At 73.1% G+C, this 13072-nt stretch carries 13 protein-coding genes; 5 read left to right on the top strand and 8 right to left on the bottom strand.

The genetic code is table 11. From position 1 onward, the window contains the following. Positions 1–27: 27 nt before the first annotated feature. Positions 28–1572 (bottom strand): ABC transporter substrate-binding protein, encoded by a 1545-nt coding sequence (locus tag ACL00U_RS10025; protein ID WP_259495543.1) that lies wholly within the window; start codon positions 1570–1572, stop codon positions 28–30. A gap of 58 nt (positions 1573–1630) precedes the next feature. Continuing rightward, a complete protein-coding gene (locus ACL00U_RS10020) occupies positions 1631–2578 on the bottom strand; it encodes an alpha/beta fold hydrolase (protein ID WP_194590503.1) in 948 nt (315 codons plus the stop codon). A gap of 66 nt (positions 2579–2644) precedes the next feature. Here ACL00U_RS10020 and ACL00U_RS10015 point away from each other — a divergent pair, with 66 nt between their 5' ends. Further along, positions 2645–3547, top strand: a complete 903-nt coding sequence (locus ACL00U_RS10015) for a siderophore-interacting protein (protein WP_235045646.1) — start codon at positions 2645–2647, stop codon at positions 3545–3547. Then, entirely contained in the window at positions 3547–4365 is an 819-nt protein-coding gene (locus ACL00U_RS10010) for an ABC transporter ATP-binding protein (protein WP_017885776.1), read from the top strand. Before ACL00U_RS10015 ends, ACL00U_RS10010 begins: the two co-directional genes overlap by 1 nt. 1115 nt (positions 4366–5480) lie before the next feature. Here ACL00U_RS10010 and ACL00U_RS10005 read toward each other — a convergent pair. The 5 genes from ACL00U_RS10005 to ACL00U_RS09985 all read right to left on the bottom strand — a co-directional run bounded on the left by ACL00U_RS10005 (position 5481) and on the right by ACL00U_RS09985 (position 10875). After that, positions 5481–5837 (bottom strand): Fe-S oxidoreductase, encoded by a 357-nt coding sequence (locus tag ACL00U_RS10005; protein ID WP_175330772.1) that lies wholly within the window; start codon positions 5835–5837, stop codon positions 5481–5483. A 2-nt stretch (positions 5838–5839) separates the two neighbouring features. Continuing rightward, entirely contained in the window at positions 5840–7243 is a 1404-nt protein-coding gene (locus ACL00U_RS10000) for a dihydrolipoyl dehydrogenase family protein (RefSeq protein WP_412873348.1), read from the bottom strand. A 55-nt stretch (positions 7244–7298) separates the two neighbouring features. Then, positions 7299–8120: an arginase family protein gene (locus tag ACL00U_RS09995; RefSeq protein WP_412873347.1), complete on the bottom strand. Its 822-nt coding sequence runs from the start codon at positions 8118–8120 to the stop codon at positions 7299–7301. A 44-nt stretch (positions 8121–8164) separates the two neighbouring features. Next, a complete protein-coding gene (locus ACL00U_RS09990) occupies positions 8165–8890 on the bottom strand; it encodes a PspA/IM30 family protein (protein WP_017885772.1) in 726 nt (241 codons plus the stop codon). Positions 8891–8970: 80 nt separating this feature from the next. Then, positions 8971–10875 carry a TPM domain-containing protein gene (locus tag ACL00U_RS09985; protein ID WP_412873346.1) on the bottom strand — a complete coding sequence of 635 codons (1905 nt, stop codon included), beginning with the start codon at positions 10873–10875 and terminating at the stop codon, positions 8971–8973. Positions 10876–11180: 305 nt separating this feature from the next. Between ACL00U_RS09985 and ACL00U_RS09980 the strand changes: the two genes are divergently transcribed. Beyond that, positions 11181–11384, top strand: coding sequence for a hypothetical protein (locus ACL00U_RS09980; RefSeq protein WP_017885770.1), 204 nt, complete (start codon positions 11181–11183; stop codon positions 11382–11384). Positions 11385–11456: 72 nt separating this feature from the next. Next, the gene (locus tag ACL00U_RS09975) at positions 11457–12011 is read left to right on the top strand and encodes a 4'-phosphopantetheinyl transferase family protein (RefSeq protein ID WP_412873345.1); all 555 of its coding nucleotides are present in this window, start codon (positions 11457–11459) and stop codon (positions 12009–12011) included. Here the strand turns inward: ACL00U_RS09975 and map are convergent. Then, positions 11995–12762, bottom strand: coding sequence for a type I methionyl aminopeptidase (gene map / locus ACL00U_RS09970; RefSeq protein ID WP_031259118.1), 768 nt, complete (start codon positions 12760–12762; stop codon positions 11995–11997). The genes ACL00U_RS09975 and map overlap by 17 nt on opposite strands. 32 nt (positions 12763–12794) lie before the next feature. Between map and ACL00U_RS09965 the strand changes: the two genes are divergently transcribed. Further along, on the top strand, positions 12795–13064 hold the full coding sequence (locus ACL00U_RS09965) for a helix-turn-helix domain-containing protein (protein WP_031259117.1): 270 nt from the start codon (positions 12795–12797) through the stop codon (positions 13062–13064). Positions 13065–13072 lie beyond the last annotated feature (8 nt).

Raw genomic sequence — 13072 nt, 5'->3', positions numbered from 1 at the left:
CGCTCCGGGGCGTGGTGTGGCTCCGCCTCACTTGACCGCGAGCTTCGACAGGTCGAGGCGCGAGTTGCCGCCGTCGACCGGGAAGCCCGTCACGCCGGAGCGCACCGCGGTGATCTCGGTCGCCGTGTAGAGCCACTCGCCGGCCGCGTCCTCGCTGACGATGCGTGCGGCCTTCCGCAGTGCCTCGGTCTTGGTGGCCTCGTCGGTCGCCGCGATCGACCGGGCGTACAGCGCCTGCACCTTCGGGTTGTCGTAGCCGAAGTAGTAGTCCGGGTTCGCCCAGTTGCCGAAGTCACGCGCCTCGACGTGGTCGACCATCGACAGGTCGAAGTCCCGCTCGCCGGACTTCGGCGCCTGGAACACCGAGGACAGCCAGGTGGCGAAGTCGACGCGCTTGACGGTCAGGGTGATCCCGACGTCGGCGAGCTGGGACTTCAGCACGTCGCCGATGGTGGTCGGGTAGATGTTCGCGTAGGTGAGCGTCAGCTTCAGGTCCTGCTGCCCGGCGGCGGCGAGGAGCTTCTTCGCGTTCGCGGGGTCGTACGCGTCGATGTTGGTCAGGTCCTCGTAGCCGGGGTCGAGCTCCGGGATCGGGCCGCCCTGCTCCACGCCGGTGCCGCCGATCGCCTTGATGAGCGCCTTCGCGTCGATCGCCTGCCGGATCGCCTGGCGCACGCGCTTGTCGGTGAAGGGTTCCTTGCGGTCGTTGAACGCCAGCGTGTACTTGTCGGTCGTCTTGCCGCTGTGCAGCGTGATGTCGCCGTTGCCCTGCAGCTGGCTCTTCAGGGTGCCGTCGACCGGGTTCAGGACGTCGAGGTCACCGTTCGCCATCGCGTTGACGGCGGTCGACGGGTCGGTGATGTACCGGAAGACGATCTTCGCGACCTTCGCCTTCGTGCCCCAGTAGTCCTCGTTGCGGTCGAAGGTGAGCGAGTCGCCCTGCTTCCAGTCCGCCACCTCGAACGGACCGGTGCCGTTCGCACTGTCGGACAGGTCGTTGTCCGCGGCCTTCTCGAGCACCAGGCCGGCGCGACCGGTCAGGTTCCAGAGCAGGTCGGAGTCGGGCTTGGCGAGTTGCAGCACGACGGAGTCCGCGGACGGCGAGGTGATCGACGTGACGCCCGCGAGCTTGGCCGAGTCGACGTACGAGTCGTTCGACTTGACCTGCTCGAGCGACCACACGACGTCGGCCGCGGTGACCGGCTTGCCGTCCTGGAACGTCGTGCCGTCCCGCAGCGTGAACGTGTACGTCAGGCCGTCGTCGGACACCTGGTGCGACGAGGCCAGCACGTCGCGGACGTCGCCCTGGGCGGTCCGGCCGACGAGCCCCTGGTACACGTTGTCGATGAGCACCTGGTCGAGCGCCGCCCCGGACTGGGTGCGGATGTCGAGACTCGTCGGCTCGAGCACGAGCCCGACACGGACCGTGGCGTCCTTGCCGCCGGTGGTGTCGGACGAGCCGGAGCAGCCGGTCAGCGCGAGGGCTGCGACGACGGCGACCGCGGTGGCGGCGACGACAGCGCGCCCGGTGCGCGAGGAGCGTGCAGGACGACGGAGCAGGAGCGGACTCATGGGGTGGTGGGTTCCTTCCGGGCGCGAGGGCGGGATCGGGCCTCGCGCTCGCACGAGGCTACCGGCGGCCGGGGCCGTCCGGCGACGGTTCTTCGATCGGGTGCAACAATCCGTGCCGCCCCGCCCATGCCCGGATCGCCGACGCCAGTTCGAGGGGCGCCTGGTTCTGCACCGCGTGCCGCGAGGTCACCGTCACGATCTCGGCGTCCGGCAGACGCTCGGCGAACCCGGCGTGCAGCTTCGGGGAGACGTACCCGCGGTCGCCCCGGACGAGCAGGATCGGCACGCGCAGGGCCTCGAGGTCCGGCCACGCGTCGGCGAAGCGCCCCACCGACGACGTCCGGCCGGCGGGCAGGTGCGGGAAGTGGTGCCGGCGGACGAGCCGTCCGTCCGCACCGAGGGCCGTCGTGTGCCGGGCCTCGCGAAGCAGCACCTGCCGGTCGTCGCCGACCCGAGCCTCGATCGCCCGGTCGACGACCTGCTCGAGGGACTCGAACGGCTCCTCGGCCTCGAGCGCACGGGCGATCCGGTCGACCGCACGCTGCGCGAAGTCCGGCGACATGTCGACGAGCACGAGTCCGGTGACCCGCTCCGGCGCGGTGGCCGCGAGCCGAGCCGACAGGATGGCGCCGAGCGAGTGCCCGACGACGACCCCCGGCGGCACCGCCAGTGCGTCGAGCGCGGCGAGCACGCTCGGCGCGGTCGCGGCGGCCGCGTAGTCCGCGTCCTCCCGCCACGACGACCGACCGTGGCCGGGCAGGTCGAGGGCGACCGCCGGCTCGCCCACGGCGAGTGCCGTGGTGTCGAAGCTGTGGGCGTCGATGCCGAGCCCGTGCAGGTAGGTGATCCGGGCCTCCTGGCCGACGTCGCCCCACCGGATCGCGGAGATCTCCTGCCCGTCCGCGGTGCGGACCACCTGCCTGGAGGCGCGGAGCGGCGTGGTCACGCCGCTCGCGCTGGCGAGGGCGGGCAGGTCGGCGAATTCGTCGTCGGGGGCATCGGACACGGGGACGATCCTCGCACCGTTCCGGGGGCCTGGAGACGTTAGGTAAGGCATGCCATACTCGGTTCCGTGGCAACCCGGTATCGCGTCTTCTCCGTCCGTGTGGCCGCCGTGACGTCGCTCACCCCGAACTTCGTCCGGGTCACGCTGACGGGCGACGCGCTCGCCGACTTCTCCTCGGTCGGTCTCGACCAGCGGATCAAGATCGTGCTGCCCCTGCCCGGCATCGGCTTCTCCGAACTGCCCGAGGACGAGGACTGGTACGCCGCCTGGCGCGCGCTGCCGGACGAGACCCGGAACCCGCTCCGCACGTACACGGTCCGTTCGTTCCGGCCGGACGCCCGCGAGCTCGACATCGACTTCGTCGCGCACGGCGACACCGGTCCGGCGTCGCGCTGGGTGTCTGCGTGCCGCGTCGGTGACGAGCTGCGCATCGTCGGGCCGCGCGTGCCCGAGTCGCCGGAGGACCTGCCGACCGGTGCCGCCGAGTTCGCTCCCGGGCACGCGAACCGGATCCTGCTCGCCGGGGACGAGACCGCCGCACCGGCGATCTGCGCCATCCTCGAAGCCCTCGACGTCTCGACCGTCGGCCACGTCTTCATCGAGGTGCCCACCGACGCCGACCGGCTGCCCGTCAGCGCGCCCGCCGGGGTCGAGGTCCGCTGGATCGCCCGCAACGGCGCCACGCACGGCGTCCGGATGACCGACCAGGTGCACGCCTGGGCCTCCACCGTCGCACCAGCCGTTGCCGCCGCGTGCGAGCCGGCCGCCGAGCTCACCGACGTCGACGTCGACGAGCAGGTGCTGTGGGACGTCCCCGCCGCGGTCGACGATCGTCCCGTGTACGCGTGGATCGCGGGCGAGGCCGGCTGCGTCAAGGAACTCCGCCGCCACCTGGTGCGCGGCGTCGGCATCGACCGCAAGCAGGTCGCGTTCATGGGCTACTGGCGGCACGGCAAGGCCGAGCACTGATGCCGACCGCGGGTGCCGCGCACGGCCCGGTCCCGACCACCGCGCTGGGCGCCCGCGGGCTGACCCTGGCGTACGACGACCGGGTCGTGGTGGACACGCTCGACGTCGACATCCCCGACGGTGAGCTGACGGTCATCGTCGGCCCGAACGCCTGCGGCAAGTCGACGCTGCTGAAGTCCTTCGCCCGCACCCTGAAGCCCCGTGCCGGCACGGTGTACCTCGACGGTGCGCCGATCGACTCGTACCGCCCGAAGGCCGTCGCCCGCCGGGTCGGGATGCTCCCGCAGACCCCGATCGCCCCCGACGGCATCACCGTGCGCGACCTCGTGTCCCGGGGCCGGTTCCCGCACCAGGACCTGCTGCACCCGTCGTCCGGGTCCGACCGGCAGGCCGTGCAGGCCGCACTGGAGCAGACGTCGACGGTGGAACTCGCCGACCGCAGCGTCGACGAGCTCTCCGGCGGCCAGCGGCAGCGGGTGTGGATCGCGATGGTGCTCGCGCAGCAGACCGACATCGTGCTGCTCGACGAGCCGACGACGTTCCTCGACATCGCGCACCAGTACGACGTGCTCGAACTCGCCTCGACGCTGCACGCCGCCGGCCGCACGGTCGTCGCGGTGCTGCACGACCTGAACCAGGCCGCCCGCTACGCCACCCACGTCATCGCGATGCGCGACGGTGCGATCGTCGCCTCGGGGGAGCCGTCGTCGGTGCTCACCGCGGACCTCGTCGAGGATGTCTTCGGCCTGCCGTGCGTCGTCGTCCCCGACCCCGAGACCGGCACGCCGCTCGTGGTGCCGCGGCGGCCCGCGGCCTGACGCGCGGCTGCGGCGGCGGCTGGGTGGGGCTGGTCACGACTCGTCGTGGGCCGGCGCGCGAGTGGTCACGAACCGTCGGCTGGCGGCGCCGCAGGCGACGGTCTGCGACCGCGCGGCGCGCGCCCGACGAGGTGTTGCGACCTGCCGTGGCCCTGTCCCGGCGCCGCCACGCGCCTCCAGGCCGTCGGCTGGTCGCGTTTCGTCGCCTGGCCTGCCTGCTGCCGAGTGGTCGCGAATCGTCGTGGGCTGCACGTCGTGTGGTCAGGAACCGTCGGCTGGCGGCGTCGCAGGCGACGGTCTGCGACCGCTCGCTGCGCGCCTGGCGGGTTGTTGCGACCGGCGACCGGGTGCAGTGGGGTGGGGCGCGGTGGCCGGGAGGCGCGTGGCGGCGCCGCCACGCGCCTCCCGGCCTTCGGCTGGTCGCGTTTCGTCGCCTGGGGCCCGCCTGCCGCCGAGTGGTCACGACTCGTCGTGGGCCGCACGTCGTGTGGTCAGGAACCGTCGGCTGGCGGCGCCGCAGGCGACGGTCTGCGACCGCTCGGCGCGGGCCCGGCGGGGTGTTGCGACCCGCGCGGGTGCAGTGGGGTGGGGCGCGGCGGCCGGGAGGCCCGTGGCGGCGCCGACACGCGCCTCCAGGCCGTCGGCTGGTCGCGTTTCGTCGCCTGGCCCGCCTGCCACCGAATGGTCGCGAATCGTCGTGGGCCGGCGCGCGAGTGGTCAGGAGCCGTCGGCTGGCGGCGCCGCAGGCGACGGTCTGCGACCGCTCGGCGCGGGCCCGGCGGGGTGTTGCGACCCGCGCGGGTGCAGTGGGGTGGGGCGCGGTGGCCGGGAGGCGCGTGGCGGCGCCGCCACGCGCCTCCAGGCCTTCGGCTGGTCGCGTTTCGTCGCCTGGGGCCCGCCTGCCGCCGAGTGGTCACGACTCGTCGTGGGCCGCACGTCGTGCGGTCACGAACCGTCGGCTGGCGGCGCCGCAGGCGACGGTCTGCGACCGCTCGCCGCCCTGCCGGCGGGGAGTTGTGACCGACCGGGCCCCGGCCGGCCGGCTCAGCGAGGCCGCACGAACTGCCGCCCGACCGGCGTCGGGACGACAGCTCGCGCACCCGCACCCGCACCCGTCAGCGGTACCCGCCGTCCTCCAGACCGGCCTCGACCTCGAACCGGTTCCGCAGGGGATCCCGCCCGGCCACGGCGTAGAGCAGCGGCATGAGCATCCCATACCGGCGCCACTGCTCGACGTGCACCCGCTCGTGCCGGAGCACCCGAGGGCCGTCGTTGTCGCGCGTCAGGTACACCGAACCGACGCAGGTGCCGCCGCGCCGGAACACCCAGCGCGGCAGCCCCGTGCAGACCACGAGCCCGTCCTCCACCCGGATCCGCCCGGTCGACAGGGGGACGCCCACGGCGAGCCCGACGGCGGTCGCGAACACCCACCCCGCACGGGACACGGGGGAGTCGAGCAGCGGGTTGCGCACGCTCAGGCCGGGCGGCCGTACGTCTCGAGCAGGCGGAGCCAGATCTCGTTCATCGTCGGGTAGGCCGGCACCGCGTGCCACAGGCGGTCGATCGGGACCTCGCCCACGACGGCGACGGTGGCGCCGTGCAGCATCTCGGCGACGTCCTGGCCGACGAACGTGACGCCCACGACGACCCGGCGGTCCTCGTCGACGACCATCTTCGCGCGGCCCGTGTAACCGTCGGCCTGCAGCGAGGACCCGGCGATCGCACCGAGGTCGTACTCGACGGCGCGGACGTTCAGCCCCTGCTCACGGGCCTTCGCCTCGGTCAGGCCGACGCTCGCGACCTCGGGGTCGGTGAAGGTGACCTGCGGCGCGGCGGCGTGGTCGGCGGTGGCGACGTGCGCACCCCACGGCTCGGTGTGCAGCGGCGTGCCCTGGTACCGGGCGGCGATCGCCTCGCCGGCGGCACGGGCCTGGTACTTGCCCTGGTGGGTGAGCAGGACGCGGTGGTTGACGTCGCCGACGGCGTACAGCCAGTCGGTGCCGTGCACGAGCATCGTGTCGTCGACGTCGAGCCAGTCTCCGGCGGTCAGGCCGACCGTCTCGAGCCCGAGGTCGCGTGTGTGGGCGGCGCGGCCGGTGGCGGCGAGCACCTCGCTCGTGATGACCGTGGTGCCGTCGTCGAGTTCCGTCGTGACGAGGCCGTGCTCGTCACGGTCGACGCGGACCGGGTTGACGCCGGTGCGGACGTCGACCCCGAGTTCGCGCAGGGAGTCGGCGACGAGTTCCCCGGCGAAGGGCTCCATGCCGCCGAGCAGGCCGTGCCGGGCGACGAGGGTGACCTTCGCACCGAGCGAGGCCCACGCGGTGGCGAGTTCGGAGCCGGAGACGCCGCCGCCGACGACGAGCAGGCTCTCGGGGACCTGCTGGGCGCTGGTGCCCTCGCGGGTGCCCCACGGCTTCGCGTCGGCGAGACCGGGCACCGGGGGCAGCGTGTGCAGGGAGCCGGTGACGACCGCGACGGCAGCACGGGCGGTGTGCGTCTCGCCGTCGACGTCGATGGTCTTCGGTCCGGTGATGCGGGCGTGCCCGCGGATCAGGTCGATGCCGGCGGACTCGAGCCACGAGACCTGGCTGTCGTCCTTCCAGTCCGAGGTGAACGAGTTGCGGCGGGCCAGCACGTGGGCGGCGTCGAGCGTGCCGGTCACGGCCTGCTTCGCACCGTCGAGCCGCTTGGCCGCGGCGAGGGCGTGTCCGCTGCGCAGGAGTGCCTTCGAGGGCATGCACGCCCAGTACGAGCATTCGCCGCCGACGAGCTCGGCCTCCACGATGGCGACCGACAGGTCGCGCTTCCTGGCGTAGTCCGCCACGTTCTCGCCGACTGCGCCGGCGCCGATCACGATGAGGTCGTAGTCCGTCATGCGGCCGAGCGTACGCGGACCGGCATGGGGTGCGCCGGGCGCGCGGGGTGCGTGGTCAACCCACCCGGGAGGCGCTGGTCACCGCGCCGACGACGCGCAGGATCACGCCGAGGTCGTCCACTGCACGGCCCGGGTCGACGGGCGCGAACCCGGTGAGTGCGGCGCCGGCGAGGCGCCGGCCGCGCGTCGCGGCCTGGATGCGCTCGACGAGCGCTGCGCCGTCGAGGCCGAACGGCACGGGTTCGAGCAGTCCGTCGACCTCGGACGGGTCGAGGACGTCGAGGTCGACGTGCACGAAGACGGACGACGCACCGGTGCGCTCGACCGCTGCGGCGAGGGCGTCCGGTGTGGCGGCGTCGACGTCGAGGTGCACGATCCCGGCCTTGTCGAGGGCGGCGCGCTCGGCGTCCTCGACCCCGCGGACCCCGGCGACGACGACCGAGGACGCCGGCACCACCGGCAGGCCGGGGAACAGGTCGTCGGGGCGGTCGACCAGCAGACGCAGGGCGGCGGTCTCGGCGGCGACGGGCTGGGCACGGTTGAGCGCGCGGTACCCGCTGGAGCCGGAGATCCGGACGAACGCGGTGTCCGGCAGAAGGGCGGCGGTCGCGCCGAGGACACTGGCGCCGTCACCGCCGACGACGAGCACCGGTTCGGTGGCGACGGCGGTCTCCTCCGCGACGCGTTCGGCGACGGCGAGCACCGAGGTGTAGCGGGCGACCGCGGTCTCGAGGCGGTCTCCGGCGCCGGCCGGGACATCGACCACGGTGGTGGACGCCCGGGGGAGGTCGGCTGCGATCGCCGACGCGCCGTCACCCAGGCGCATCGCGCGCGACGACGCCGAACCCTGCCACTGACCGACCACGAGGAAGTGCATCGTCTCAGTCTGTCAGCTGGGGTCCGGCGTCGTCAGGGTGTTCGTCAGATGCTCGAGGATCCGCCGGACTTCAGCGCGGCGAGCCGTGCTTCGACCTCGGCGTCCTTGCCGACGTCCTCGAGGCTCTCGAACTGGGCGTCGAGGCTCGACGACTGCAGCTCCTGCTGGCCGAGCACCTTCGCCTCTTCGCGGCGGACCTTCTCCTCGAAGCGGCCGAGGTCGCTCGTCGGGTCGAGCACGTCGATGTTGCCGAGGGCGTCGTTGACGCGGGACTGGGCCTCGGCGGTCTTCGAGCGGGCGACGAGGTTGTCCCGCTTCGCGCGGAGCTGCTCGAGCTTCTGCTCCATGCCGGCGAGACCGGTCTTGAGCTTCTCGACCGCCTCGTTCTGCGACGCCAGGTTCGGCTCGGCGTCCTTGACCTCCTGCTCGGCAGCGATCTGCTTGCCGATCGCGATCTTGGCGAGGTTGTCGAACTTGTCGGCCTCGGCCGACTTGCCCTCGGAGCGGTACTTGTCGGCTGCGGTGGACGCGTTGGCGGCCTTCTGGCCCCACTCGACCGCGGCCTTCTTGTCCTCCTCGTGGTCCTGCTCGAGCAGGCGGACGTTGCCGATGGTCTGCGCGATCGCGGTCTTCGCGTCGGCGATGTTGTTCGTGTAGTCGCGGACGAGCTGGTCCAGCATCTTCTGCGGGTCCTCGGCGTCGTCGATGATCTGGTTGATGTTCGCGCGAACGAGGGTGGAGATGCGTCCGAAGATGGTCTGCTTGGCCATTGCTGTTCCCTTTCGTGGAAGTCCTGTGGACGGTGTTGTCGGGTCGTGTCTGGTTCTGGGTGCCGGGGGAGTCCGTCGGGTCAGAAGCGGCCGCCGCCGGAGAAGCCGCCGCCCCCTCCGCCGCCACCTCCGCCGAAGCCGCCACCGCCGCTGAAGCCGCCGCCGCCGCCGAAGCCGCCGCCCCCGAAGGAACCGCCGCCGTAGCTGCCGCCGCGACCACCGAGCAGGCCGCCGAGGACGAGTCCGGTGACGAGTCCGCCGAGCTGGGCGCCGCCACCGCCTCCGCCCTGACCGCCGCCCCAGCCGTCCAGGTCGTCGTTCGCGGCGTCCATCGCGGCTGCGGCGTACTGCTCGGCCGCGCGGGCAGCGTTCAGCGCCTGGCCGGGGTTGCTCGGGGCGAGTTCGACGGCGTCGTCGTAGGCACGCTGGGCCTCGGACAGTCGCGTCCGGGCAGTCGGACCGATGCCGCCGCGGTGCAGGGAGACGTAGTCGCGGGCCTGGCTGATCCGGTTCCGGGCGTCGCGCAGGGCGGCGTCGAGTGCCTGGGTGGCGCGCTGGCGCTGTTCCTCGGCACCCCGTGCCGCGGCGATGGCCTGGTCGATCTCGGTGTTCGCCCGGGTCAGGGCGTCGACGGCGGCGACCGGGTCTTTCGGGTCGAGCCCCTGGCGGAGCACGGCTTCGGCGCGGGTGACCGCTGCGGCGAGGTCCGGACCGCCGGAGCGCAGGCTGCGGGCGGCGGCGACGTCGCCCTGGATGTCGATGCGCATCGCCGCGGCGCGGGCGGTGGCCTCGTCGAAGGACTGCTCGGCGGCGAGTGCGCCGTCGGTGAGCTGCTGCACCTGGGCGAGGGCGTGCTGGGCGTCGCGCACGGCGACGACAGCCTCGCCCTTGTCGCCGGCGGCGATCGAGGCGGTGGCCGCGTTCGAGCGTTCGGTCGCGAAGGCGAGCACCTGGTGGGCCTGGTCGACGTTGTTCGCCACGGTTGCGAGGGTGCGGCCGGTGTAGCGGGCGCGGACGCGGTCGAGTGCGGCGGCTGCCGACCCCACCGAGGCCGGTGCGGCGGCCACGGCCTGGGCGAGCGATGCGGCGGCGTCCTCGACGCCGTCCTCGAGTGAGCGGAGCTGGTCGAACGCCTCGGTCTGCTCCTCGATCGCGGCGTGCGCCCGTTCGCAGATGACGATGATCTGGTTCGCCCACTCGGCGCGCTGCTGGGGGGTGTCGGGGATCTCGTCGTCGAGCTGCTGCCGGATCGTGAAGGCCTTGCGGACCTCGCGCTGGGCGGCCTGCACGGCGTCGGCGAAGGGCTTGGCGGCGTCGGGGCCGAACTGCGCGCTCGCGAACCCGACCTCTTGCTCGGCGGTGCGGAGTTCGTCGTCGATGGTGACCAGGGCGCCGCCGGCGGTGCGTTCGAGGTCGGCGAGCGAGGCTTCCTGTGCCTCGGTGGCTGCTGCGGTGCGGCGCTTGTTGCGGGTCCGGATGACCAGGACCACGACGACGAGTCCGACGACCACGACGAGCAGCAGGATCCACAGCCAGGTGAGGTCGACCGGGGCCTGCGACTGGGTCAGCCCGTCGGCGAAGGCCACGGCGGCGCCGGACCAGTCATCCTGCTTGAGCCGGGGCAGCAGCGAATCGTCGACGGCGTTCTGCACGTCGGACTCTGAGATCGCGGTCTCGTTCGTCTGCTGCACGTCGTAGTTGCGCTCGGTGACCGCGACCGAGAGCAGGATGCCGTCGCTGTCGATCTGGTTCTTCTCGAGCACCGCCCGACCCCACTCGGTGTGGTCGGTTGGATCGGAGAAGGAGGGCACGAACACGACGTACAGCTGCGTCTGCGTCTCGGCGTACAGGTCTTGCACGGCCTGTTCGACCCGCGCCTGCTGTGGTGCGGTCAGCGCGTCGGCCTCGTCGAGGACGTACGTCCCGCCCAGGTCGACGGGCGCCGTGGCGTGGGCGGTCGCTGCCGGAGCCAGGACGATCAGCATCGCGACGAGGGCAGCCGTCACACGGCTCCACAGCCGCGTTGTCCCCCTGTGCCCGCTCGATCCGTCCGTGTCCGATCCGTGCTGGACCGCTCGCATCCGTCCTCCGTCCGTCGCCGGTCGGTACCCCGTGGCACCGCCCCGGACCGCGCCACGAGGGCGCTGTCGCCCGGAGTCTATCCAGGCCACGCAGGGGCACCGCCAGACTCTGGGGGAACGCTCCGGAGGGTGCTTCCTGTGGACGTCTTGTCCCCCGTACCGGGGTATGCTGGCGCCACTGTTCGAGGATGAACGGAAGGGGAAGAACGATGGAACGCACCACGAGCACCGAGGTCGTCCCGCTCGAGGACGGCTACCACCGGGTGTCGACTCCGGCGACGGGCGTGATCGGTTTCGTGCGCGAGCACGACGGCCGCTACGAGGTCCTGCGCGGACGGGTTCGCCAGGCGACCCGCTCCGAGGGTCAGTACAGCACCATGAACGTCGCGCTCATCGCGCTGACGCACGCCTGATCCGCTCTGGGCCGGGCCACACGACCGACGGGCGCTGCCCGGGTCGGTGAGCCGCGCCTCCAGGCCGTCACGGTGACCATCCGGACACCGGGCGCTGCGCGCGCGGACGACCGGGAGGCACTGGTCGCCGCCGTCGCGTCGGCGACGGGTGCCGAGCCGGTCGCGGTGCGCGCGGGGCGCGTGTGCCCGCACTGCGCGGAGGCCGACCACGGCCGTCCGTGGGCGAGTGCCGCGGGCGTCCCGGTCGGCGTGAGCCTGTCGCGCGCACCGGGCGTCGTCGCCCTCGCGGTCGGACCGGCGGCACTCGGTGTCGACGTCGAACGGGTGTCCCGGGTCGCCGCCGCGCCGCTCGACGCCTTCACGCCGGGGGAACTGCTCCGGGCCGGCGGGGACCCGGCGCTCCTCGCTGGCGCGTGGGCGGCCAAGGAGGCCGTGCTGAAACGCGACGGACGCGGGCTGCGCGTCGACCCGCTCGCGGTGGACGTCGACGTGGTCGGCGGCACGGCCCGCTTCGAGGGTGTCGGACAACCGCTCACCGTGCTGTTCCCCGCGCCGGACGTGGTGCTCGTCGTCGCGGCGGGTGGCCTGCCCGTCGACGTGGTCGGGACGGTCAGCGGGGGAGCGTGAGCACCTCGGCGCCGTCCTCGGTGATCGCGATGGTGTGTTCCGTGTGGGCGGTCCGCGCTCCGGTGGCACTCCGCAGGGTCCAGCCGTCGGGGTCGGTGACCAGGACGTCGGTGTCCGCCATCACCCACGGTTCGAGCGCGAGCAGGAGCCCCGGTCGGAGCGTGTAGCCGCGGCCCGGGCGGCCGGTGTTCGACACGTGCGGGTCCTGGTGCATGGTGGAGCCGATGCCGTGTCCGCCGAACTCGACGTTCACCGGGTAGCCCGCGGCTTCGAGCACGGTGCCGATCGCGTGCGACAGGTCGCCGATGCGTGCCCCGGGTCCGGCGGCGGCGATGCCCGCGGCCAGCGCCCGCTCGGTGGCGTCGATGAGTGCGGTGTCCTCGGGGCGTGCGGTGCCGACGACGAAGCTGATCGCGGCGTCGGCGGCGATGCCGTCGAGGGAGACCGCGAGGTCGAGGGTCAGCAGGTCGCCGTCGCGCAGCGCCTGGTCGTGGGGCAGCCCGTGCAGGACGGCGTCGTTCACGGCGGTGCAGATGTGGTGGCCGAAGGGGCCGCGGCCGAACGAGGGGGCGTAGTCGACGTAGCAGGAGTCGGCGCCGGCGGCCTCGATCATCTCCTTCGCCCACCGGTCGATCTCGAGCAGGTTCGTGCCGACGCGGGTGCGTTCGCGCAGGGTCTGCAGGATCGTGCCGACGAGGGCTCCGGTGGCGCGGCCCTTGTCGACCTCGGCGGGGGTCAGGATCTCGATCACGCGGATGATCATACCGGTATTACTATGTGGTCATGGTCCGTCTCCCACTCCGCCCCGACGAGGTCGCGCGCGGTCGTCGCCTCGGTGCGCTGCTCCGTCGTGCCCGGGGTCCGCGGTCGATCGTGGACACCGCCCTGGCTGCGGGGATCTCGCCGGAGACGCTCCGGAAGATCGAGACCGGGCGCATCGCGACGCCGGCGTTCTCGACGATCGCGTCGGTCGCCGGTGTGGTCGGGCTGTCGCTCGACGCGGTGTGGTCCGAGGTCAGCTGCGACCCGGTCGACGGCGAGCTGGCGGGCTAGTCGACGCG

The sequence above is a fragment of the Curtobacterium poinsettiae genome, assembly GCF_047226435.1.
In the GTDB taxonomy this organism is placed as follows: domain Bacteria; phylum Actinomycetota; class Actinomycetes; order Actinomycetales; family Microbacteriaceae; genus Curtobacterium; species Curtobacterium poinsettiae.
The sequence above is the reverse complement of the archived record's forward strand: the minus strand, read 5'-3'. Positions and strand labels throughout refer to the sequence as shown.

Excerpts from the sequence above, each read along its gene's own strand:
- ACL00U_RS09965 (WP_031259117.1), top strand. The coding sequence starts at position 12,795 with ATGGTCCGTCTCCCACTCCGCCCCGACGAGGTCGCGCGCGGTCGTCGC.
- ACL00U_RS09990 (WP_017885772.1), bottom strand. The coding sequence starts at position 8,890 with ATGGCCAAGCAGACCATCTTCGGACGCATCTCCACCCTCGTTCGCGCG.
- ACL00U_RS10025 (WP_259495543.1), bottom strand. The coding sequence starts at position 1,572 with ATGAGTCCGCTCCTGCTCCGTCGTCCTGCACGCTCCTCGCGCACCGGG.
- ACL00U_RS09985 (WP_412873346.1), bottom strand. The coding sequence starts at position 10,875 with ATGCTGATCGTCCTGGCTCCGGCAGCGACCGCCCACGCCACGGCGCCC.
- ACL00U_RS10010 (WP_017885776.1), top strand. The coding sequence starts at position 3,547 with ATGCCGACCGCGGGTGCCGCGCACGGCCCGGTCCCGACCACCGCGCTG.
- ACL00U_RS09980 (WP_017885770.1), top strand. The coding sequence starts at position 11,181 with ATGGAACGCACCACGAGCACCGAGGTCGTCCCGCTCGAGGACGGCTAC.
- ACL00U_RS10000 (WP_412873348.1), bottom strand. The coding sequence starts at position 7,243 with ATGACGGACTACGACCTCATCGTGATCGGCGCCGGCGCAGTCGGCGAG.
- ACL00U_RS09995 (WP_412873347.1), bottom strand. The coding sequence starts at position 8,120 with ATGCACTTCCTCGTGGTCGGTCAGTGGCAGGGTTCGGCGTCGTCGCGC.